Below are 22,804 nucleotides of genomic sequence, written 5' to 3' on the forward strand. Positions count from 1 at the left end.
CGCAGCCTACGACTGCTCGCAATGACAATTTTTTACAAATTTAACAATAACTTTTCAGGATTCTCAATAAGCTGCTTAATTTTTACCAAGAACGATACTCCTTCTTTCCCATCAATTATACGATGATCGTAAGATAAAGCTATATACATCATCGGACGTATTTCAATTGTACCGTCTATAACTACAGCTCTTTCCTCGGTTTTATGTAAGCCTAGAATACCTGATTGAGGAGGATTAATAATCGGTGTAGATAATAATGAGCCATATACGCCTCCGTTAGAAATCGAGAATGTCCCACCTGACAAATCAGCCATAGAAAGCTTACCCTCACGAGCTTGTTTAGCCAAAATTCCTATAGTTTTCTCCACTTCGGCAAATCCCATTTTATCGGCATCCCTAACAACCGGTACAACAAGCCCTTGCTCTGTTCCGACAGCTACACCTATATCATAGTAATTTTTATATACTAAATCATCGCCATCTATTTCAGCATTTACCGACGGAATAAGCTTTAAAGCTTCAATTGTTGCTTTAACAAAGAAAGACATCAACCCAAGTTTCACAGTGTGCTTTTTCTCAAACTCTTCTTTATATTGATTACGCAAAGCAATTACTTTTGACATATCGATTTCATTAAAAGTAGTCAAAATAGCTGCTGTATTTTGTGAATCTTTTAAACGCTGTGCAATAGTTTTACGCAAGCGTGACATACGAACACGCTGCACTCTTTCTTCATTAGATTTACTTATTGCAGGAGCAGAAGTAGTCGTAGTGTTTATTGTTGCAAGCACATCACCTTTGGTAATTCTACCATCTCTACCTGTTCCTTTTATATTATTGGGGTCAAGCTTATTTTCGGTAACTAATTTTTGTACAGAAGGAGCAAGAGTATTATTAGCCACAGCAGGTTTTTCTGAAGTAGGTTGTGTTACTGGTTGAGCTTTAGCAGATTCATTATTAGTACCGGCAGTATTTACAGATGCTCCTTCATTTATTTCGCCTATTTCTTCGCCAACTGCTACATTTGCACCGTCAGTTTTCGATATTTTACCTATAGTACCATTGCAAGGAGCATGAACTTCTAAAGTCACTTTTTCGGTTTCGATTTCTAACAGTAATTCATCGGTTTTAACCGAATCGCCTTCTTTCTTATACCATTTGGCAATAGTTGCTTCCGTTATGGACTCCCCAAGCGACGGTACTATAATTTTAACTCTCATAATTTATTTTACTCCTATATTTGTATAGCATCGCCCTGTATAGTTTTATCGTCATTGCGAGAAGACGCTATAAGCGTCGACGAAGCAATCTCAGGCAAATTCCTGAGATTGCCACGCTCTTTTAGTCGCTCGTAATGATGATTATTAGGCAATACCCTAAGAATCATATTCCCAATGCTGTCTTTAATAGTTTCTCTTGCTGTTTATTATGTGCTTGTAGCGAGCCTACTGCTGGAGAGGCTGATTCCTCTCTACCTACATATTTAAATTCATTTTTAATTCCTGCTTCTTTTAAAGCATCGTTTAAGTGAGAAACTATATAACACCAAGTTCCCATATTCTTTGGTTCTTCCTGACACCAAATAAATTCCTGCGTCCTATTATATTTTTTTAATAGCGATGCTACAAGTTTTTTTTCAAAAGGGTATAATTGCTCAAGCCTAATAATCGCTATATTACTGTTATTGCCACGCATTTCAAATAGATCGTAATATACCTTACCGCTGCATAAAATTACTTTAGTAATATTGTTTGTATCTACTTTAGTTACTTCATCTAAAACTGGTAAGAAAGTAGTATTTGCACCTAGCTCGTCAAGTTTAGATACGGCATATTTATGACGTAATAATGATTTCGGCGACATTACGATTAACGGTTTACGGGTATCATCAAGTATTTGGCGACGTAGCAGATGGAAAATCGAAGCAGGGGTAGTAGGGTATGTAACATACATATTATTCTCAGCCGCCAGTTGTAAGAACCTCTCAAGTCTTGCCGAACTATGCTCCGGTCCTTGTCCCTCAAATGCATGAGGTAACAAAACCACAAGCCCGCTCATACGAAGCCATTTAGTTTCGCTGCTTGAAATAAACTGGTCAAAAATAATCTGAGCTCCATTAGCAAAATCACCAAATTGTGCTTCCCATACAACTAAATTTTTTGGATTTGCGAGTGAATAACCATACTCAAAACCAAGCACCGCATATTCAGATACATTACTATCGGCTACCTCGTATTTTGCTTGTTCTTTAGATAAATTATTTAGAGGTATATAGGTAGTACCATCAATTTGGTTGTGCAATACTGAATGACGATGCGAGAAAGTACCGCGTCCTGAATCTTGTCCGGTTAGCCTTATATTTGTGCCTGAAGCAAGCAAGCTTGCAAAAGCTAGCTGCTCTGCCGTCGCCCAATCAATAGGTTGATCAGCTGTTAGAGTGGCTTTTCGAGCTTCAAATAGTTTTACAAGTTTTGGATTAACGGCAAAATCTTTCGGTATTTCGCATAGTTTAGTGCCTAAATCGTGTAATGTTTTTTTACTGATACCCGTTATTGTAGCTTGTGTACGAGTACGAGCAATACCTTGCCATAATCCGCCTAAGCAATGTGCTTCTTGCTTATAACTTTTTGCCTGCTCATATTCCTTATCTAGTTTTGCTTTAAATTCTTCTTTTAACTTAGCAAAATAATTATTGTCGATTACACCGCTTTTTACTAACTCATTTGCGTAAATATTTCCAGGGGTCAGTTTGTTTTTAATAATGTTATACATCTTGCCTTGAGTATACATCGGCTCATCGCCCTCATTATGCCCATATTTACGGTAACAAATAATTTCTACTACAACATCCTTACCAAATTTCTGCCTGTATTCTACCGCAATATTGGTGGCTTTTAACACTGCTTCTATATCGTCACCGTTAACGTGTAAAATCGGGGCAGCTATGATTTTAGCAAACTCCGTAGAATATCTACTAGCTCTAGTATCTGCAGCATTAGCCGTAAAACCTAACTGATTATTAATGACGAAATGCAATATCCCGCCGATATCATAAGCAGCTAAAGGTGACATTGATAGACTCTCGGCAACCACGCCCTGACCGCAAAAAGCAGCATCGCCATGTACTAAAATAGCTTTGACTTTGCTGCGTTTAGTATCTCCAAGAATATCTTGCTTTGCTCTTACTTTTCCTGCAACTATAGGATTGACCGCTTCTAAATGTGAAGGGTTATCGGCTAGCGACAAGTGTATTGTCTTATCCTCTAGAGTTCTATCGAACGAATAGCCTAAATGGTATTTTACATCGCCTGAAACATTTAGCTCATCAGGAAATACGCTGCCGCTTATGAAGCCCGCAATAACGGCTTTATATGGCTTACCTACTACTTTAGTTAGAGTGTTTAATCTCCCTCGATGTGCCATACCGATAACGATTTCTGAGACGCCCTGATGCATGGATAAATCTATAGCTTTACTCATAGCAACTATAGCAGCATCACCACCCTCAATGGAAAAACGCTTAACTCCGGGAAATTTTGTATGTAAATACTGCTCAAACCCTTCTACTTCTACTAAATCATTTAAGATAGTTTTTTTGTCTTCAGAAGAAAACGTAACTTCGCTTTCTAGCTTATTATATAACCAATTTTTTCTTGCTACATTTTCTATTTGCTCAAACTCTACACCTATAGAACCTGTATAAACTTTATCGAACTTGGTCACTAATTCAGATAATTTACAGTTCCAAGTACCGACAAATTCATCCGTAATATTGATATTTTCTTCTAGCTGACTGCTATCAAAACCAAAAGTTTCTATATTAAGCTTTAAATCATTTTTTGTTTTACGTAGCTCAAGACCAAGCGGATCAAGATTCGCTAAATAGTGAGCATGCTTGCGATAAGCATTGATCATTTCCTTAGCTTTTAAACTATTTAAGTCTTCAGAAGATAAATTATTATTTAACGATTCTTTTTTTATTTCATCAGGGATAATTATTTTTGCCGTACTTTTATTGAGTAAAGTATTATTATCCTGAATGCCGGCAAAAAAATCTTGCCAAGTTTGATCAACCGAGGCAGGGTTGGCTAGATATTGCTTATATAGCTCTTCAACAAAAACAGCATTCCCGCCAAATAAATAACCTGTTTTTTTAAAGTCTTCTTCCATATTATTGTTTGTATTGTTTAGTTGTTGTCATAAGCTGTCATTGCAAGCGACTGCAAGGAGCGTGGCAATTTCAGCAATTCTTCCGAGATTGCTTCGTCAATTACTGCGTAATTTCCTCGCAATAACGATTTTATTACTATAAATACTTCCCTTCTAAATATCTTATATACACCTCAGGGCTGATTTTTGCCTCACCGCTAGCACTTTTTAATAAATCGGCTGAATTTTTTAACGAACCGAGATTTCTAAAATTCTTATTTAGATAATTATTTAAGTTACTAAAATCACCTTTTAATATATCATCTTTTATATTTGAATGCATCTCTTTTACTTTTTTCATCACCATTGATGCGATAATTGCACCGTTTGTATAGGCGGGAAAGTAACCGAAATTTCCGTGTGACCAATGAATATCTTGAAGACAGCCGTTACTAAAACTTACCGGTTTAACGCCTAAATATTCCTGCATCTTACTATCCCAACAGCTTGGTAACTCATCGAGATTCAAGTCGCCATTGATAAGCATTTCCTCTATCTCAAAACGTAACATTACGTGCATCGGATAAGTTAATTCATCTGCATCTACTCTTATAAAATCAGGCGTCACTCTTGTAATTTTTCTATATAAACTTGCTGCTGAATATTCTTCGCTTTTAAAAGCAAATTCGTCTCTAAGTAATTTAGCTAAAAATTCGGTAAATTCTCTTGATCTACCTACTTGCATTTCCATAAATAAAGATTGGCTTTCATGGAATGCCATACCTTTAGCAAGCCCAACCAGCTGCCCTTTATACATTTCCGGTAGATTCTGCTCATATAAAGCATGTCCTGTTTCATGAATAATTCCCATTAAACCGCTTATGAAATTATCTTTATCATACCTAGTAGTTAAACGTATATCGTTTGGCGTTCCCACCGCAAAAAGGATGAGTCGATGCGTCTAATCGTCCTTTTGTTAGATCAAACTGCATAATTTCCATAATGCGTTTTCCGATACGCTTTTGCATTTCAGGAGCTAGTTTGCTGTGTTTTACTAGTTCTTTCTCGGTTTTCTGTTTTTCTAAAACTTTATTTATGAGCTGCAGGAGTGCTTTTTTAAGTACTGAAAAAACTTGTTTGATCTCGCTACTTTTTCTGCTTGGATCAAACATATCTATTAATGAGTTGTATAATCCACAATTAAAAGCATCTGCTCGTACTTTAGCCACTTCTTTCGTATAATCTAAGACTTTTTGTAAGTGTGATTTGAATAAATTATAGTCGTTATGTTTTCTTGCTTCTCGCCAAACAAGTGCGGCTTTAGTAGTAGCTGCTACGCATTTCTTTTGTAGTTGTTCGTCAATACAATTTGCATCTGTTACTTTTCTCTCAATCTCTCTAATATTACCATTCTGCCATTCATCAAGGTTCTTTGATTCTTCTTTTGCCTTGCTAAGTAGCTCCTTTAGAATAGGAGATTTGAGCATAGAATGAACTAGCGACGTTAAAGTTACTATTTCGTTTGTCCTACTCTCACCTGAACCCATAGGCATATTTACGGCAACATCCCAGTATAATATGCTCAAGATATTATTAAAATGTGAGATAGTTGCAAATTCGTTTTCTAATTTTGTGTAGTTGTGGTTCATATGTTCCCTATTATGTCATTCTCGCTTTCGCAGGAATGACATAAAAACCGTACCGCTAGTGCCTATTACAAATGCAACAACTCCTTTGCTGCTTTTAAACTTGCTTTGGTGATTGTTTTACCTGAAATCATGCGGGCGAGTTCCTCCTGTCTTTCAGCTAAATTTAAAGCTTTTACCGTTACTTTCGTTTCTTTCTCTAGCTGTGTTTTCTCGATTTTTATATGCAAATCCGCTTTACCTGCTACTTGCGGTTGGTGCGTAATAACTATTACTTGAGTAACGCTACTAAGTTTTTTTAATCGCTCACCTACTTTATCTGCGACCTCTCCGCCAATCCCGACATCTATTTCATCAAATATAATAGATGGTTTTACCATTTTATCAAACAAAGAAGTTTTTAAAGCTAACATGAATCTTGATAATTCACCGCCGGAAGCGATTTTATTAATTGCTGCAGCTGCTGTTCCCGGGTTAGTAGACGCTTTAAACACAATATCGTCATTACCGTCGGCTGTTGGTTCTTTAGCATTTATCTCAATCTCAAAAATTGCTTTCGCCATTTTAAGCTGCTTTAGTTCCTGATGCAACGATTCTTCTAGATGTTTTGCAACAATAAGACGCTTTGCAGATAAATTACTCGCTAGTTCATAATATTTTTTCTGCAGTAGTACTTCTTGAGCTTTCAACTCATTACTATTTGCTATTTTGTGTTTTAATATACTGAGCTGCTCTAAAGATTTATCTAAAAATACACCTAACGCATCAGCAGGAACATTATATTTACGGCTAATAGCTTTTATTAAAAATAATCTTTCTTCTGTTTCTTCAAGATTATATTCCTCATAATTGAAACTATCTAACAGATTTGATAATTCTTGGCGTGCTTCTTCTAGATTATTATAGGCTTCCTCTAAACTTGTAACGATAGCTTCAAAACGCTCATTGTTGCCTTGCCTTGCTAATAATTTCTCTGCTCTATTAATCGATGTATTTATGTTATTAATCTGTTCTAGAATATCTTTTATTAGCTGTAAATCCTTATCTTTATTTTGCAAATCTTTTCGTAGATTTGCTAATTTTTCTTCTTCACCTGTTTGAATGTTCAGTTTAGTTAATTCTTCCGTTGCAAAGCTCAAATAATCAATTTCTTGTTCTATAGAATTTTGTTTAAGTGTTATTTCGGCCATTTCTTTCCGAGTATTTTGCCAAGCCTGATAGCATTTGGAAAGCTCCGCTCGAAAGTCCAAAAGATTTCCATAACTATCTAAAATATCACGCTGCGTATTTGCTTCTAGAAGAGAAATATTATTATTTTGTCCATGAAGCTCGAATAAATAAGTAGCTAATTGCTGCATAAGAGCTTTAGTAACCAATTGATTATTAATGAAAAAATTTTTTCGTCCTTCGGCTTTTTGCAGACACTTTACAAACAATAACTCTTCAGGTTCAATCAAATTTTGAATCAGAAAATTTTTTATTTCTTCATTTAAAGAGAATATTATATTAACAACAGCGTACTCTTTTCCACGCTTTATTATATTATTTGAAGTTTTATAACCTAAGCAAAATAAAATAGCATCAAGTAAAATAGATTTACCGGCTCCCGTTTCACCGGTAATAACACATAAACCTTTATTAAACTCAATTTCCAGCTCGTCTATCAGAATGAAGTTTTTAACTGAGAGACTGTAGAACATATGCCGCTTAATTTTGGTGGTTCTGAACTAGCCTGTACGCATAACTATACCATTGACTATCAGGATAGTTGTAACCTAGCACTGAGGCATATTTTTTTGCTTCATCCGGAAGTCCAAGTATCATATAACTCTCGGCTAAACGGTAAAGAGCTTCTACCGAGTGAGAAGTAGTTTGATAATTATCAATTACCTCTTCAAATCTATTTATAGCTGCCATCGGATTCTTTTTCTTTAAGTAAAACCGACCTACCATCATCTCTTTACCTGCTAAATGATCGTTTACTAGGTCAATTTTTAAAGATGAATCAATAGCATATTTAGTATGTGGGAATTTTGCTATTACGTCTTCAAAACTATCTTTAGCTAGGAAAGTTCTAGATTGATCATGATTTACGTCTGAAATTAACATATAATATGATAATGCTTTAAGGTAATATGCATAAGCAATGTCAACATTTGCAGGGTGCAACTTAATGAACATATCAAGCACATCAACCGCTTCTTCATATTGAGCGGCGAGAAATAAAGAATAAGCCTGCATCAATTCGGCTTGCGGCGTCATTTCATTACCTGGATGCTGGTACAATACTCTTCCGAATTCTTCTGCAGCATTCTTATATTTTTTCTTTTCCAATAAGGTAATACCTTCATTATAAAGGGTAGCGATAGGGACTACTATGTCATCACTGGTTTTTTTGTTTTTGCATCCGCCTAAAACTAACCCTATAACTAAAAGGGTACTCAATAATTTTGTTAATTTCATAAGAACTTAAATTCAGTTAATAACTAAATATACATATAGGCTTACAGAATTTCAAGGATTCAATTTAAAATCTCACAAACTTATAAATTAGACCTATTCAGAAACTTGTTTATAGGGCGGAATTTGAGGGAAACACAGAATGCAGAATCGCAGCGTACACTTGTACGTAAGGATTCGAGTACCGGATCGACGTACAAATTACCCCTAGAAGAATAGGTCTATATTCTTGGACTTATGTCTCTACCCAATGTCCTTTATCATTTTTATGGTATTTTTTTTCTACGGCCGGACCATGCTACTTTATGTGCAACTCTGTCTCTCTAGAGTCATTTCCACGTCTTTTATCGGCATCCTTATATGGTTCAAATGCCATGATTAAAAGCTTCGCGATAAATATCCTTAGCATGGCTCAGAAGATGATTTTTAACTGAATCAGGTAAATCGTTATTATTCTTATAATGCATAAAAACCTCCGGTAATATTATGCAAATAATATTTTATAATATTGGAGGTTTCATTTCTATAGGAAAGGTAAATAAAATTTACGACCACAGACTTTTCATTTTATTAAAAAAGCTGCCGTCATTTTCTTTTTCATTTATGGATTCTTTTTTGAATTCTTCTAGTAATTCACGTTGTCTTTTAGATAAATTTTTAGGTACTTCGACATGAATATGCGTAAGCATATCACCCCTAATAGTTGATCTCATTTTAGACATACCTTTGCTGCGTAGCCTTAATTGATCACCGTTTTGTGTGCCTGCAGGAATTGTTAAGCTTACTTTTCCGCCTTCAATTACCGGTACTTCTATCTCTCCTCCAAGAGCAGCATTCACAAAACTAATAGGTAGTTTACAATGTAGATTTGCTCCGTCTACTTTATAAATATCATGTGGTTTTATTGTTATATCAACGTATAAATCACCGCTATTACCGCCTCTAATACCTGCTTCCCCTTCTCCGGTATGTCTTATTCTAGTACCGTTTTCAACACCGGCAGGAATGTTTACCGATAAATTTCGTTGTTTATGGTAACGTCCCATGCCATGACATTTCTTACAAGGATTTTTTATAATGTGTCCGTTACCTTGGCATTTATGACAAGCTTGTTCGATCGTAAAGAATCCTTGCTGCATTCTAGTCGCTCCAACACCGCTGCAAGCATCGCAAGTAGTTACGGTTTCACCTTTTTCAGAACCGCTACCGTGACAAGTATCGCATTTTACTGCGCTAGAAAAGCTAATATTTTTTTCTATACCGTGAAATGCTTCCTCTAGGTTAATTGTCAGATTATATTTTAAATCTGAGCCTCTAACTTTAGCTGAAGTTGGGCGTGATGATCTTCTGCTGCCTCCCATAAAGTCGCTAAAGAAGTCACCGAATATGTCGTTAATATCAGGGTGAAAACCGCCATGATTTCCTCCTCCCCCTCGTGATTGTTGATTTTGAAAAGCATCGTGTCCCAAACGGTCATAAGCAGCTCTTTTTTGCTCATCTTTTAGGACATCATAAGCGGCATTGATTGCTTTAAATTTCTTTTCAGCATCTTTAGCATCAGTAGTATCAGGGTGATATTGCTTGGCTAGCTTGAGGTAGGCTTTTTTAAGGTCAGCTTGGCTAGCTGTTTTACTAACCCCTAGTATTTGGTAATAATTTTGTGACATAATTTAATTTATAAAATGAGATTGTAATGTCATTACGAGGAAAATTACATAGTAATGTGACGAAGCAATCTCAGGATATTTAACTAGACTGCCATGTCGCTTCGTTCCTTGCAATGACGAAATTACTTCTACTTCTTCTCTACATCTTGAAAGTCGGCATCTACTATTTTTTCATCATTAGTGGCACTTTCTGCAGCAGGTTGGCTCTCGCTTTGTGCTTTATACATCGCTTCACCGATTTTCATGCTAGCTGCAGTTAAACTTGCAGTCTTTTCTTTAATCAAAGCAGTATCTTCCGACTCAAGCACGGCTTTTAAAGCGGCTAGTGCTTCTTCAACAGCTCCTTTATCGTCTGATGATAATTTATCGCCATATTCTGTAAGAGTTTTTTCAGTAGAATAAACTAAACTATCGGCAGCATTTTTTGCTTCAATAAGTTCCTTACGCTTTTTGTCTTCATCAGCATTTTGTTCGGCATCTTTAACCATTTGTTCAATTTCTGCATCGCTAAGACCACCGGAAGCTTGAATAGTTACTTTCTGCTCTTTACCGCTTGCTTTATCTTTAGCTGAAACATGCACTATTCCGTTAGCATCAATGTCAAACGTTACTTCTATTTGTGGTAAACCTCTTGGTGCAGGAGGTATACCTTCGAGATTAAACTGACCAAGTAATTTATTATCTTTTGCCATTTCACGTTCACCTTGGAATACTCTAATAGTTACGGCATGCTGGTTATCATCAGCAGTTGAGAATACCTGACTTTTCTTAGTAGGTATAGTAGTATTACGATCAATTAATCTTGTAAATACACCGCCAAGAGTTTCAATGCCAAGGGATAGAGGTGTAACGTCTAATAATAATATATCCGTTACTTCTTTATTAAGTACTCCCCCTTGAATAGCAGCACCAAGAGCTACAACCTCATCGGGATTTACGCCTTTATGCGGCTCACGTCCGAAGAATTTTTTTACGGCTTCTTGTACTTTCGGCATTCTAGTCATACCGCCTACTAATACTACTTCTTGAATATCAGAAGCTTTAAAACCTGCATCCTTTAATGCTTTACGGCAAGGCTCAATTGTTTTTTCAATTAAATCATCTACTAATTTTTCTAGTTCAGCTCTAGTAAATTTAATATTTAAGTGTTTTGGACCGCTACTATCAGCCGTAATATAAGGTAAATTAATATCGGTAGTTACTGCAGAAGATAGCTCTTTCTTAGCTTTTTCCGCGGCTTCTTTCAAACGTTGAAGTGCTAAAGGATCTTTACTTAAATCTATACCGTTTTCTTTTTTGAATACATCTATTAAATGGTTTAATATTCTTGTATCGAAATCTTCACCGCCAAGGAATGTATCGCCGTTTGTTGATTTCACTTCAAAAACACCGTCAGCGATCTCAAGAATTGAAACATCGAATGTTCCGCCGCCAAGATCGTATACTGCAATAGTTTTACTTGCCGATTTCTCGAAACCGTAAGCAAGAGCTGCAGCAGTCGGCTCGTTGATTATTCTAAGGACCTCAAGACCTGCTATTTTACCAGCGTCTTTCGTTGCTTGACGCTGTGCATCATTAAAATAAGCAGGTACGGTAATTACTGCTTGTGTTACTTTGTCCCCTAAATAATTCTCAGCAGTTTCTTTCATTTTTTGTAAAATGAATGCACTAATTTGACTTGGTGAATATTTATTATTATCCGCTTCGACCCATGCATCCCCGTTATCGGCTTTCACTATATTATACGGTACAATACCTTGGTCTTTCCTAACCATAGGATCGATAAAATTTCTACCGATTAATCGCTTTACCGCATATATAGTATTGCGAGGGTTAGTTACTGCTTGCCTCTTAGCAGATTGCCCGACTAATTTTTCGCCGTTTGCAAAAGCTATTATTGACGGCGTAGTTCTTTCACCTTCTGCATTTTCTATTACCTTTGGTTCTTTACCTTCCATGACTGCAACACAAGAGTTGGTAGTCCCAAGGTCGATACCTATTACTTTTCCCATAAGATTCCTCGTTTTCTTTTTTTTATTTTATTATGACTTTTGATTTGATATAGTGTGGCTTAAATGATTTTACAAGAGCTGACAATGAAAAAACTACCGATTTTACTAAAACTTTTATTTATTATTAATTTAGCGTTCCTAAATAATATAGTTTTAGCATCTAGCGAAACAAGCACTATTATATTTGAAAAAGCAAAGAAAGCAATCGTAACGATCGATACTAGAATTGCCGTATCGGCATATGACGATACAAGTAGTTGGACTGGAACGGGATTTATCAACGATAAGAACAACGGTTATATAATTACTAATACTCATGTTGTCGGCGGTGCGTCTATCGGAACTTATTTTGTTACTTTTTATAACGGTGAGCAGGCAGAAGCAAAACTTATCTATTACGATATTTGGCAAGATTATGCCGTTTTAAAAGTAGAGAGTAAAGATATACCGGCATCAGCAACGCAAATATCTTTTGCAAGCGAATTTCCAAAATTAAATCAAAAGGTTTTTGTAGTCGGTAACACAGAAGCAAAAGGTTTTTCTTTCCATACCGGTTATTTGTCTGATCTTTATAATATTGAAGGTTTAATGCCGCAATGTACTTATGTTATTAATTTAAATACTACAGGAGGTGCTAGCGGTTCACCGGTATTAAACGATAAGATTGAGGCTATAGGAGTATTATATGGTGGCGGTAAAACTCATTCTCTAGCGCTGCACGGTGATTATGTAGCTCGCACTTTAGAAAGTTTAAAGAATAATAAACAACCAGGCAGAAAACATATAGGAATAATAAGCGAGTTATATTCTTTAAATAAAGCAGTTAGACATCACAATTTCCCTAAAGAAGAAATGGATAAATATATAAAGAAATTTCCTGATAGTAGAAATAGAGTGATAAGCATTAAGGCAGTTCTAGCCGGATCACCTGCCGCAAAATCTTTAAAAGCCGGTGATATTATTTGGGCAGTTAATGATAAGGAACTCGGCGGCAATCTAGCATTATTTGATAGAGAAATGGATAATTTCAAAGGAATAGCTATTAAACTTACTATATTTCGTGACGGAAAAAAGCTAGAACAAGCAGTAGATTTATATGATGTGAACAATAATAAAATCGCTAAAATGATAAATTTCGGCGGTGCAGTATTTTTTGAAGCCGATGATTATTTTAGTAATAAATCAGGTATTCCTCTTAAAGCTCTAAGTATAGCTTCCGTTCAATCCGGTAGTAGCTTTAGCTCTATACCAACGTTTTTTACTAAAGATTATAAAAATGTTTATAGATTGCAAATTTTTGAGATGAAAGATTTAGCTTTAAGTAATCTTGATGATTTGGTGCAATTCTTGCCTGCTATTACTAAAGAGAAGTTTATAACGGTTAGATTTAGAAATTATCAACCTTATTATGCTAATTTCGGTTATAATGAACTTATCTCGTCGCATGATGATATGATTGCTGATGTAACTCTAGATTCTATAGATACTAAGCCTTATATATTAAAGTATAATACTATTTCTCATGATTGGGATATGGAAAATATAAAACTTCAGTAACTAATGACATTGTGATAAATTAACAATTCTTAATCAATGAAGTAATATATAATTCAACTTGGTTTGTTGTGTTATTATTCTTAAATTTATAATCTTATATTTTAGGAGAATTGCAAATTAGCTCAGAGTAGTTCGCCAACTAGGTCATTTTTGAGTGGATTGATAAATATTCTTTATTTTATTCCTGCAAAAGCGAGACAGTATTGTTGCGTGGATACATACTGAAACCGTCATTGCGAGCAACCGTAGGTTGCGTGACAATCTCATGAAATAATAACAAACTCTCCTGAGATTTTGCTTCGTCAATTGCTATGCAATTTCCTCGCAATGACAGAAAAAACGCCCCTTACTCACCACCTAAGAAACATAGCTAATTAACAATTTCTCCTAAAATAATTAATAAATTTAGGAGCATTAATGACTAAAGAACAAATACCTACAGTAGATAAAACAAAAAACATCTTTTTTTAAGTTTTTTACAAAAAATAGTAATAACTCTAATACTCAGGATTCACTAACATCACCACGTTCAGATGATTATATAGAGAGGGATGTTTCTAAAAAAGAAGCTTCTTAAGAAAATTCAAAGCATTAATAGACAAGAATGATGAAGCTGCACTACATTTCTATTTGATAAAAATAATAAGTATATCTTACATGATGCGGTTGAGGATAAAGAACAAACATTAGTTGAAAAAATATTAGAATTAGCTAAATACGTAACAGAGATAACCTATAACGATTCAACAGTGTTACATTCAGCAGTTACAGGAATTGCTAACAAAGAGATTATCACAACTTTATTAGCAAAAAATCCTTATTTAGTAATGATCAAAGATGCTTCAGGTCTTACTCCACCATATTATAATACTAGTAAAGAAATATTAGAAATATTGCAAAATTGTGAACGAGATATTATAGACTGGCTTAATATAGAACTATGGCATGGTTGGGCAGAAGATAAAATATTTAGAGATGATATGTCTATAATCGGAAACAATAAGCATACAATAATGGAGCTTGTATAAAAATTTTGTAAATTATCGGAGAAGCATCTTCCTTGTAAATTTAACATAGAGTATGAGATTTGCAAGGAAGATATAGAGAGTTCTTTAATAAAAAACGGTAAGTATGTAAAACTTACCGATTAAATTTAAAGCTTAAAAGATTATAATTCGGTGATAGGGATATAATCGATATTTCCATCTTCTCCTATCAATGGGTAATACTTTGTTTGAATGTTATAAGCATCATAACTAATTGATGTTTGTAATGATAGTTTTTGTGCTAATATTATCAATTTTTCTTCATATAACTCAAAAGATTTTTTTAAATCCTCTTTTGTAATCTTTACAGTTTTAGCTTCATCTGTATTGACTTTGAGCGTTTCAATATTTTCTGTTAAGCTATATTTTGTTAAAGTTACTTTTTCTAGAAAATATGCTCTTATTTTTATCCATGCTGTGTGTATGTGTATTGGAATACTTAGAACAAGTTTATTTAATAACATCTAATACCTTAAAAATTTTGAAATGGCATCATACAAGCCTCACTGATTAATGTCAACATCAATTAACATATTATTATAAATTATTAATAAATGCTCATTATTATAATTTTCTTTCACAAAATCGAAATAAACTGTTATTAATATAAAAAACCAATCTTAATCTAATATATGCGTTCTTTATTTGTAATAATTATATTCTGTCTAACGAGCAGTTGTAATTTAAAACCGGTATATAGTGAAAAATACAGTAGAAATAATGATTTAGAAGCTATTGAAGTTGAACCAATGCGAACAATTGAAGGGGCTGAGTTTTATCATCGTTTAACTAGTATTTTACCTCAGAAAGCACAAGCAAAATACCTGCTTAAAGTAAAGCTTATCGCAACAACTATGCCTGCTACTATTGAAAAAAACTCCAATGTTTTAAGGGAATATATTAATCAATTAGTTAGATATAAATTAATTGATATAGAAAGCCAAAAGGTTTTAATTGAAGAGCAGTTTTACCAAAACATGTCATATAATGCTATTTTTACACCATATGCGACAAATGTTGAAAGAGATAAAACAGGAATAGACTTGGCATATCAAGCAGCAGAAGAAATTCGTAGCAGATTAATTTTATATTTTACACGGAAATAGTTAAGCTATGAAATTTTATTTTTCACAAATAGGTAGATTATTTGAACTAATAACATCCGGAAAGATTAGAGCTCTTTTACTATATGGTCCTGATAAAGGTTATATAGAAAAAATTTGTAAGCATTTAGTAAAAAGCTTAAATATGCTACAAACTTCTATAGAATATGCAGATCTTAATATTTCATCTTTAGAAATATTACTTAATTCGTCTAATTTTTTTGGTCAAAAAGAATTAATTAAAATTAGATCGGTTGGGAATTCAATAGATCAGAATTTAAAAACAATTCTAAACAGTGATTATATAAATTTTCCTGTATTTATAGGTGAAGAAATGACTTCTAGTGGGAGCATTAGAAAGTTTTTTGAAACAGAAGAATATTTAGCAGCAGTTGCTTGTTATCATGATGATGAAGCAAAAATTGAACGAATTATTTTAGGTAAAGTAGAAAAAACTAATAAAGTTATAAGTAAAGAAGCTATCACTTATTTAAAAGCTCATTTAAAAGGTGATCATGATTTAATTTGTAGCGAAATAAATAAATTAATATATTTTGTTCACGACGCACGCGAAATTACTTTAAACGACGTTCTAGCAGTTATAAGTAGCGCAATTACGGCAAACGGCAGTGATTTAGCAATGTATTTTTCAAAAAAAGATTACAGTAATTTTCTGCAAGAGCTTGATATATTAAAAAAACAAAATATCAATGAAGTTTTAATTATTAGAGCATTAATAAGGCATTATTTAAATTTATATATAGTGTTGTCGAAAGTAAAAAACGGTGAGCGTTTGGAACACGCAATAAAATCATTATCACCACCGATTTTCTATCAGTATATTAATGATTTTACGAAGATAGCAAACGGTCTTAGCCTCACTGAATGTCTAAAGACTTTAAAAGTGCTACAACAGGCAGAAGTGGATTATAAGTTAAATCCTGCTAGTTTCGATTTATTCCAAAGTATACTCCAAAGTAAATGAAGAGTAGACGAAGTTTAATTTGGAAAAGAGCAAGGAAGACTATACGGCGAGGAGCGGGGCGTATACTTAATACGTGAGCACCGTAGCTCTTATAAGATGACGTAGCCAATTTTTCAAATTAAACGAGTATACATTATGCCTAGACCTGATTTTTCTGACCCTGACAAACAAATTCACGAGATAATTAGAGTTAATCATGCCGGAGAATATGGTGCAAAAAGAATTTATCAAGGACAGCTACAATATATTAAATCTCAAAATGATCATATATTGATTAAAGAAATGCTTGACCACGAAGAAGTGCATTTAAATTATTTTGAAAAAAAATTACTGGAAAAAGCAGTGAGACCCACGTTTTTATTATTTTTGTGGCATCATTACGGATTTTTACTTGGTGTTTTATCTTCCTTGATGGGAATCAAAACGGCGATGCTTATTACCGAGAGTGTAGAAGAAGTAATAGAAAAACATTATGAACAGCAAATAAATTATTTAGAAAATAAAAATGTTGAGCCAGAATTATTAAATAATATTATTAAATTTCGACTTGATGAAATTGAACATAAAAATATTGCTATAATGAATGATAGTACTGAAGCAATATTTGCAGAAATAACTAGTAAAATAGTGAAGATAATTTGTCGTATCTCTATAATTTTAAGTAAGAAAATTTAGAGTTAACAACTTAATTAGTTAAAAAATCTAGAAATATTTTACTTCTAAGATATTAAAAAAACATTAGTAATATTATTAGAAATGGTGATGAAAAGAAAAACTTTTTTTAAATTTGTTCTTTATTTTTTGCATTTGTATTTTTTAGAATTAATAAATAAAGGGGCCAGGGGTTAAGATCCGTTGCTGTAAGACAACAACCTCCATTATACTTCATGATTTTACTCACTGATAATAATAGACTCCTGGCATAACTTAATATTAAGTTTTGACAGATTGGTCTTGCAATAATGGAGTTTAAACATTATTAGTGGTCTATATATGTTAAATAATATAAAGAGTCAAGAGATTTTAGTTGTCATTGATAATAAATCATGTAATTCTGAGTTGGAGGGTATATTTTCTATATAATCTCCTTCTCGCATTTGCTTTTACATCAATAATAATTTATATTTATTTTCACTCATGCGAATAGCAGATTACTTTTGTAGTTTGTTATTGGTGATAATTAGGAAATATAAAATAACAATATGTAACAATATGAGTCAAAAGATAATTTTAAATAATTCATATTCTATTACTAAATCGCACTTATTCCATATAGTAGACCCAAGCCCTTGGCCCGTCCTAACATCTTTTGCTTTACTTCTTTTAGTTATAGGCGGCGTCTCGTTCATGCATGGCTACAAATTTAATATATATATTTTATCTGCAGGGATTATTTCAGTAGGTTACTGTTTATATTCTTGGTGGAGAGATATAGTGAAAGAAGGAATAGTCGAACATCAGCATACTAGTCCTGTTAGAAAAGGTTTGCAAATAGGTATGGCGTTATTTATCTTAACGGAAATAGTATTTTTTGGTGTATTTTTTGCTTCTTTTTTTAAATCAAGTCTATCACCCGTAGGTCTTTTAGACGGTGTATGGGTTGTAAAGCAAGGTATTTGGCCTCCACCTACAATTAAAACTTTGGAGCCGTTTGATATTCCTTTTATCAATACTTTAATACTACTCTTATCAGGCACTACCGTTACTTGGGCTCACTACGCCTTAGAAGAAAAAAATCAAAAAGATTGTGTAACTGCACTTGCTCTTACCATATTGCTTGGAATATTTTTTACAACTATGCAGGCATATGAATATTACCATGCGGCGTTTAAATTTACAGATGGTATATATGCTTCTAATTTTTATTTAGCCACGGGTTTTCATGGAGCTCATGTAATTATAGGTACTATATTTCTAATAATTTGCTACTTTAGAGCAAAAAGAGGAGATTTTACTACAGAAGGTAATGGACATTTAGGGTTTGAATGTGCTGCATGGTACTGGCATTTTGTAGATGTGGTTTGGTTATTTTTATTTACGTTTGTTTATATATTTGGAAGTTAAATTATACTATATGTGATTATAATGTTACTTAAAATAAGTATTTTTAAAATATTTTGGCATATTAATTAACATTGAATATATTTAGGAGTTGATTTATATATAAATAAATTATACATTATTTTTTAAATGCTAATTATTTTATTGAGGTAAAACATATGAACTTTCCTATTCGTAAATTAAACGAAGAATTAATCGATTATAATCTATCATTACGCATATTATTTACTATTCTAAGCGTGGCTGTTATTATGGTAGCTTTTGATAGCTTAGGTAGTAATGTCGGTGATCCTGTAGGTGAGGCATTATGTAAGTTAATTAAAGTATTCAGAGGCAATACTGCAAAAGGTATAGCTGTTGTCGGTATAATTGTTCTGGGCATTCAAACATTAAGAGGAAAATTGCAGTGGGAAGTAGCTTTAGTGGTAGTTACTGCAATCATTATATTATTTAAAGCTCCAGATATTGTTAATATGGTATCAAGTGATACTAATAGCTCAAATTGTGGTGTTTCCTAATACACAAAACAATTATTATATCTTTAGTAATACCCATAAGCTTCGGCTTATGGGTATTTTTATTTTTAAGTGATGTTGTTGCATAGCCCCTATGTCATTCCTGCAAAGGTAGGGACAAGACAACCTTAATATAGGTTACATATTTAATAAAAATAAACATATAAAAACAAGTTTTTATATGTTTTCCTAGATTCCGCCTACATGGGAATGACATCACTTGCCTTTATACTCAGGTCAACAGCAACATTCGTACAATACTCAATAGTATTTTAATTGTTTTGATGGATCACGTGGTTAAACCACGGGATGACAATAGATTTTGTCGGTCTATGCAACAACATCCTCACTTAAATAAAAGTCCTAATCTATTACCTATAACAATATCAATATATTTTGCTGTAATAGGGATCCCTTCAATATTCATTTCTAGATATATTGCTTGTTTTGCAGGGATTTTTGTTTGTAGTTTTGTAATTGATACATATTCATCTAAAGCTTGATTATTAGTATCCATTACTCTTACTTTGATTATAGGATCGGAAATTAAATAATCAGACTCATTAGATAATTTATAAAATATCTTCATACCGCCTATATGACGAGATTTGCCTAAATTAATTTCTTCTATCTTTAATTGATCATATTTACCTAAGAATTTAAAGCTATCTATTAGTAATATCACTAAACAAAAAATTATAAAGCTAGTCCATAATATTGGAAATATATTATATTTTTTCTTAGGAGGAATATACGGTAAAATAACTGGTACATTAGCATTGTAATGATTTTTAATAGGAGTTTTAATAGTTCCCGTGTTTACTTTATCTTTAAAATCATTTAATGTACTAGTATTATAGTCTAATTTCTGATACCACAAATGGCTACATTTGGAACATTTTACTCGTCGTCCGTTAATACCTATTTGATTGCTTGTAACAATAAATCTTGTTTGGCAATTTGGGCAAGTAATATGCATAGTTAATTATAATTATTATGTTTGACTTTCATGATAATCTCATTTATTATTTTTGGCAATAAAACAGTTAAAAGATATGTCCTCTCTTATTAAAGAAGTTGAAGAAGCTTGGCAAATTAAGGACAATCTGCTTCAAGATTCTTCAAAGCTTATAACATTAAAGCAAACTCTTAATGATAGTATAGAAAGCTTAAATCAAGGTACGATTCGTGTTTGTGAAAAGAAAGAAAATAGTTGGCACGTTAATGAATGGGTAAAGAAAGCTATATTGCTATATTTTATCACTACGGAATCACAACTTTATAATAACAATTATAATAGTTGGTATGACAAAGTTGCTCCTAAATTTTCTGCAGATACTGATAAAAATACATTCAAAGAAGCAGCTATACGCACAGTGCCTGGAGCTGTTGTTAGAACCGGTACTTATATAGCTAAAAATGTTGTAATTATGCCTTCTTTCATTAATATAGGTGCTTATATAGATGAGGGAACAATGATTGATACATGGGCTACTATCGGCTCATGTGCTCAAATCGGCAAGAATTGTCATATTTCAGGCGGTACGGGAATAGGTGGGGTGCTTGAGCCGTTGCACGCAAAGCCTGTTATCATTGAAGATAATTGTTTTATCGGTGCAAGATCGGAAATAGCAGAAGGTGTAATAGTAGAGGAAGGAGCAGTAATTAGTATGGGGGTGTTTATCGGTAGCTCTACAAAAATAGTATACAGAGATACAGGTGAAATTATTTACGGCAGAATTCCGGCTTATTCCGTTGTAGTTCCAGGAGTATTACCTGCTAAGGAAGCCGGTAAGCCTGGACTTTATTGCGTAGTTATCGTAAAACAAGTCGATAAAACTACTAGAGCTAAAGTAAGAATAAATGATTTACTGAGATAGATAGATCAAGGTGAGCGTCCATGGGTTTTTCACTGTCACCCCGTGGCCTGACCATGGGGTCCAGAAAAAATAACTTCAATATTGTTACCTACACTACATGTTTAACAAAGTAAACATATAAAAATAAATTTTTATATGTTTTACTGGATTCCGTGAATAAATCACGGGATGACAGAGAGGCATAATAAGCCGCTTAATACCAGTGAAAGGTCACAGATCAATAATATCGCCGATTATACCATTAAGATATCCCTCTCTTTGTTGTTGTTCTGAAATATCTGTTTGTTGAATTGCGTTATTATTTGGGTTGCCTAAGAATATTGTATGCCATAAGCATTGCATCTCGTTGTTTTTGAGGATCACGTACAACACCAGCTGCTTTAAAATATGATTCTGCAGCATCTGTTTCCCTGTTGTTTTTGAAAGCAAAGTTCGTTTCCTTGGGCCATATATAAATCATATTTTATAGGCTTTGCAGCCTTATTTATAAGACTGTCATAACATTTTAATATAGAGTCTAATTTATTATTCTTTCTATAAAATATGATAGCTGGGTCTTCACGTCCTAAGTTAAATAGCATATCGTCGATTTTATTGTACATTTCTTTAAGTTCTTCATTACATGTTAGAGCTTCATTATAATCTTCTGCTTCGCTCAATATATCGCCTATTTTAGAGTAGCAGCCTAGCTATAGTTTGAGTCACTTCTGCTTTGTCCGAGTACTTATTTACACTCTATGGCTTTTTTATAATATTGCACTGGTTGATCGTGTTTAGGTTCTATATTTTTTATAGAAGATAGATCGTGATTTTGTATGAATCATATTTCAATTAAGGAACTATAGCAATCATTGGATTGAGACCATGTTGTAGATAACATTTCTTCAAATAATGATAATTCTTTAATTTGTCGGTTTAATACATATCGGTAAGCTTGAATAACCGGTTTATTGTCTGTGAATTTCTCAATAGAGTCTAAAATTTGCAATATTACCCCTATAAGGTTATTAGTAGTTAAAAAATTTTGAGTAGTTAAGAGGTGTATATACATTAAAGTCTTCAAAAATTGATTGGATAGTATTAATTATACATTCTACATTTATCTGTATTTGTGTATGTAAATTTTCTATCAGACTGTCTTGTTCCTTTAACAATGAATTTAGCTGCTTTATCTCTAAATTTTGTACTCCTTTTTGCTCTTCTAGGTGTTTTAGTTCTAGAGAGAGGTTTATTCCCCCATTTTGAGAAGTAGGTTTATAGAAAAATTTTATATCAGAGAATTCTAATATATCCTTGTTAATAGCAATGCTATTTTGTACATCGGTATAATGTTTTCATAATTATTTTCATTATGTTGTGTTATTACGCATATAACATTTCCTTTTAATTTTTTGTGTTCTTCTGTAGGAAAAATTTTTTTAAAGTCTTCTATAATCCTGTTAAAGATACTAGGGGATTTTATGGTCTCTTTTTTTGCTACTATGATAAATTTTAATTTATCGGTCATTTGAACTAGCTTTTGAATGAAAAATACATTGATTAACTCTTGCACTGTATCGGGTACTCCGTTAGAGCATTCCCACAATACTTTTTCTGCAATTTCAAATTTTTTGGGATCATATATAGCCGGTTCATATTTATGCTGAATTTCCGGCGTTGTTTCAAAATCAAATAATTTATCAAATGTAAATTCTTCACCGTTAATCTTAAGGTTGTTCTCAAG

Annotated in this window: 20 protein-coding genes and 2 pseudogenes; 9 read left to right on the forward strand and 13 right to left on the reverse strand. The window is 33.3% G+C overall.

Features of this window, described 5'->3' with window-relative positions; translation table 11 throughout:
• Positions 1–32: 32 nt before the first annotated feature.
• The 6 genes and pseudogenes from odhB to ACHBLB_RS03660 all read right to left on the reverse strand — a co-directional run bounded on the left by odhB (position 33) and on the right by ACHBLB_RS03660 (position 8,258).
• Complete coding sequence (gene odhB / locus ACHBLB_RS03635) at positions 33–1,220, reverse strand: 2-oxoglutarate dehydrogenase complex dihydrolipoyllysine-residue succinyltransferase (protein ID WP_475840645.1); 1,188 nt, start codon at positions 1,218–1,220, stop codon at positions 33–35.
• A gap of 14 nt (positions 1,221–1,234) precedes the next feature.
• Positions 1,235–1,372, reverse strand: coding sequence for an alpha-ketoglutarate decarboxylase (locus tag ACHBLB_RS03640; protein ID WP_475840647.1), 138 nt, complete (start codon positions 1,370–1,372; stop codon positions 1,235–1,237).
• Positions 1,373–1,383: 11 nt separating this feature from the next.
• Entirely contained in the window at positions 1,384–4,170 is a 2,787-nt protein-coding gene (locus ACHBLB_RS03645; RefSeq protein WP_475840649.1) for a 2-oxoglutarate dehydrogenase E1 component, read from the reverse strand.
• A 136-nt stretch (positions 4,171–4,306) separates the two neighbouring features.
• Positions 4,307–5,798, reverse strand: a pseudogene (locus ACHBLB_RS03650) (carboxypeptidase M32).
• 65 nt (positions 5,799–5,863) lie between these two features.
• The gene (gene recN / locus ACHBLB_RS03655; RefSeq protein ID WP_475840651.1) at positions 5,864–7,495 is read right to left on the reverse strand and encodes a DNA repair protein RecN; all 1,632 of its coding nucleotides are present in this window, start codon (positions 7,493–7,495) and stop codon (positions 5,864–5,866) included.
• Positions 7,496–7,502: 7 nt separating this feature from the next.
• Entirely contained in the window at positions 7,503–8,258 is a 756-nt protein-coding gene (locus ACHBLB_RS03660) for an outer membrane protein assembly factor BamD (protein ID WP_475840653.1), read from the reverse strand.
• 101 nt (positions 8,259–8,359) lie between these two features.
• On the opposite strand from ACHBLB_RS03660, the pseudogene ACHBLB_RS03665 reads away from it, so the two are divergent.
• Positions 8,360–8,468, forward strand: a pseudogene (locus ACHBLB_RS03665) (palindromic element RPE1 domain-containing protein); the annotation flags it as partial.
• A 332-nt stretch (positions 8,469–8,800) separates the two neighbouring features.
• Here the strand turns inward: ACHBLB_RS03665 and dnaJ are convergent.
• Complete coding sequence (gene dnaJ / locus ACHBLB_RS03670; protein ID WP_014362791.1) at positions 8,801–9,922, reverse strand: molecular chaperone DnaJ; 1,122 nt, start codon at positions 9,920–9,922, stop codon at positions 8,801–8,803.
• A 128-nt stretch (positions 9,923–10,050) separates the two neighbouring features.
• Positions 10,051–11,934, reverse strand: a complete 1,884-nt coding sequence (dnaK, locus tag ACHBLB_RS03675; protein WP_475840655.1) for a molecular chaperone DnaK — start codon at positions 11,932–11,934, stop codon at positions 10,051–10,053.
• 63 nt (positions 11,935–11,997) lie between these two features.
• On the opposite strand from dnaK, the gene ACHBLB_RS03680 reads away from it, so the two are divergent.
• Positions 11,998–13,491, forward strand: coding sequence for a S1C family serine protease (locus tag ACHBLB_RS03680; RefSeq protein WP_475840657.1), 1,494 nt, complete (start codon positions 11,998–12,000; stop codon positions 13,489–13,491).
• Between the two features lie 749 nt (positions 13,492–14,240).
• Complete coding sequence (locus tag ACHBLB_RS03685) at positions 14,241–14,519, forward strand: hypothetical protein (RefSeq protein ID WP_475840659.1); 279 nt, start codon at positions 14,241–14,243, stop codon at positions 14,517–14,519.
• 140 nt (positions 14,520–14,659) lie between these two features.
• Here ACHBLB_RS03685 and ACHBLB_RS03690 read toward each other — a convergent pair whose 3' ends face one another.
• A complete protein-coding gene (locus tag ACHBLB_RS03690; protein ID WP_475840661.1) occupies positions 14,660–15,001 on the reverse strand; it encodes a hypothetical protein in 342 nt (113 codons plus the stop codon).
• A 168-nt stretch (positions 15,002–15,169) separates the two neighbouring features.
• Here ACHBLB_RS03690 and ACHBLB_RS03695 point away from each other — a divergent pair, with 168 nt between their 5' ends.
• From ACHBLB_RS03695 to ACHBLB_RS03715, 5 genes are all read left to right on the forward strand, one after another.
• Positions 15,170–15,643 carry a hypothetical protein gene (locus tag ACHBLB_RS03695; protein WP_475840663.1) on the forward strand — a complete coding sequence of 158 codons (474 nt, stop codon included), beginning with the start codon at positions 15,170–15,172 and terminating at the stop codon, positions 15,641–15,643.
• Between the two features lie 7 nt (positions 15,644–15,650).
• A complete protein-coding gene (gene holA / locus ACHBLB_RS03700; RefSeq protein ID WP_475840665.1) occupies positions 15,651–16,625 on the forward strand; it encodes a DNA polymerase III subunit delta in 975 nt (324 codons plus the stop codon).
• A gap of 135 nt (positions 16,626–16,760) precedes the next feature.
• Positions 16,761–17,300, forward strand: coding sequence for a demethoxyubiquinone hydroxylase family protein (locus ACHBLB_RS03705; RefSeq protein ID WP_475840667.1), 540 nt, complete (start codon positions 16,761–16,763; stop codon positions 17,298–17,300).
• A gap of 537 nt (positions 17,301–17,837) precedes the next feature.
• A complete protein-coding gene (locus tag ACHBLB_RS03710; RefSeq protein WP_475840669.1) occupies positions 17,838–18,689 on the forward strand; it encodes a cytochrome c oxidase subunit 3 in 852 nt (283 codons plus the stop codon).
• Between the two features lie 155 nt (positions 18,690–18,844).
• Entirely contained in the window at positions 18,845–19,204 is a 360-nt protein-coding gene (locus ACHBLB_RS03715) for a TrbC/VirB2 family type IV secretion system protein (protein ID WP_475840671.1), read from the forward strand.
• Positions 19,205–19,547: 343 nt separating this feature from the next.
• On the opposite strand, the gene ACHBLB_RS03720 is transcribed toward ACHBLB_RS03715, so the two are convergent.
• The gene (locus tag ACHBLB_RS03720) at positions 19,548–20,180 is read right to left on the reverse strand and encodes an MJ0042-type zinc finger domain-containing protein (protein ID WP_475840673.1); all 633 of its coding nucleotides are present in this window, start codon (positions 20,178–20,180) and stop codon (positions 19,548–19,550) included.
• Between the two features lie 76 nt (positions 20,181–20,256).
• Between ACHBLB_RS03720 and dapD the strand changes: the two genes are divergently transcribed.
• Entirely contained in the window at positions 20,257–21,081 is an 825-nt protein-coding gene (gene dapD, locus ACHBLB_RS03725; RefSeq protein WP_475840675.1) for a 2,3,4,5-tetrahydropyridine-2,6-dicarboxylate N-succinyltransferase, read from the forward strand.
• 380 nt (positions 21,082–21,461) lie between these two features.
• Here dapD and ACHBLB_RS03730 read toward each other — a convergent pair whose 3' ends face one another.
• From ACHBLB_RS03730 to ACHBLB_RS03740, 3 genes are all read right to left on the reverse strand, one after another.
• The gene (locus tag ACHBLB_RS03730) at positions 21,462–21,740 is read right to left on the reverse strand and encodes a hypothetical protein (RefSeq protein ID WP_475840677.1); all 279 of its coding nucleotides are present in this window, start codon (positions 21,738–21,740) and stop codon (positions 21,462–21,464) included.
• A gap of 161 nt (positions 21,741–21,901) precedes the next feature.
• The gene (locus tag ACHBLB_RS03735; RefSeq protein ID WP_475840679.1) at positions 21,902–22,132 is read right to left on the reverse strand and encodes a hypothetical protein; all 231 of its coding nucleotides are present in this window, start codon (positions 22,130–22,132) and stop codon (positions 21,902–21,904) included.
• A 231-nt stretch (positions 22,133–22,363) separates the two neighbouring features.
• A complete protein-coding gene (locus ACHBLB_RS03740) occupies positions 22,364–22,633 on the reverse strand; it encodes a hypothetical protein (RefSeq protein WP_475842724.1) in 270 nt (89 codons plus the stop codon).
• Positions 22,634–22,804: the final 171 nt, after the last annotated feature.

The sequence above is a fragment of the Rickettsia lanei genome, from assembly GCF_056242675.1.

Coding starts and splice junctions, on each gene's coding strand:
- odhB (WP_475840645.1), bottom strand. CDS start 1,220: ATGAGAGTTAAAATTATAGTACCGTCGCTTGGGGAGTCCATAACGGAA.
- ACHBLB_RS03645 (WP_475840649.1), bottom strand. CDS start 4,170: ATGGAAGAAGACTTTAAAAAAACAGGTTATTTATTTGGCGGGAATGCT.
- recN (WP_475840651.1), bottom strand. CDS start 7,495: ATGTTCTACAGTCTCTCAGTTAAAAACTTCATTCTGATAGACGAGCTG.
- ACHBLB_RS03660 (WP_475840653.1), bottom strand. CDS start 8,258: ATGAAATTAACAAAATTATTGAGTACCCTTTTAGTTATAGGGTTAGTT.
- dnaJ (WP_014362791.1), bottom strand. CDS start 9,922: ATGTCACAAAATTATTACCAAATACTAGGGGTTAGTAAAACAGCTAGC.
- dnaK (WP_475840655.1), bottom strand. CDS start 11,934: ATGGGAAAAGTAATAGGTATCGACCTTGGGACTACCAACTCTTGTGTT.
- ACHBLB_RS03680 (WP_475840657.1), top strand. CDS start 11,998: ATGATTTTACAAGAGCTGACAATGAAAAAACTACCGATTTTACTAAAA.
- ACHBLB_RS03690 (WP_475840661.1), bottom strand. CDS start 15,001: ATGTTATTAAATAAACTTGTTCTAAGTATTCCAATACACATACACACA.
- ACHBLB_RS03695 (WP_475840663.1), top strand. CDS start 15,170: ATGCGTTCTTTATTTGTAATAATTATATTCTGTCTAACGAGCAGTTGT.
- holA (WP_475840665.1), top strand. CDS start 15,651: ATGAAATTTTATTTTTCACAAATAGGTAGATTATTTGAACTAATAACA.
- ACHBLB_RS03705 (WP_475840667.1), top strand. CDS start 16,761: ATGCCTAGACCTGATTTTTCTGACCCTGACAAACAAATTCACGAGATA.
- ACHBLB_RS03710 (WP_475840669.1), top strand. CDS start 17,838: ATGAGTCAAAAGATAATTTTAAATAATTCATATTCTATTACTAAATCG.
- ACHBLB_RS03715 (WP_475840671.1), top strand. CDS start 18,845: ATGAACTTTCCTATTCGTAAATTAAACGAAGAATTAATCGATTATAAT.
- ACHBLB_RS03720 (WP_475840673.1), bottom strand. CDS start 20,180: ATGCATATTACTTGCCCAAATTGCCAAACAAGATTTATTGTTACAAGC.
- dapD (WP_475840675.1), top strand. CDS start 20,257: ATGTCCTCTCTTATTAAAGAAGTTGAAGAAGCTTGGCAAATTAAGGAC.
- ACHBLB_RS03735 (WP_475840679.1), bottom strand. CDS start 22,132: ATGTATATACACCTCTTAACTACTCAAAATTTTTTAACTACTAATAAC.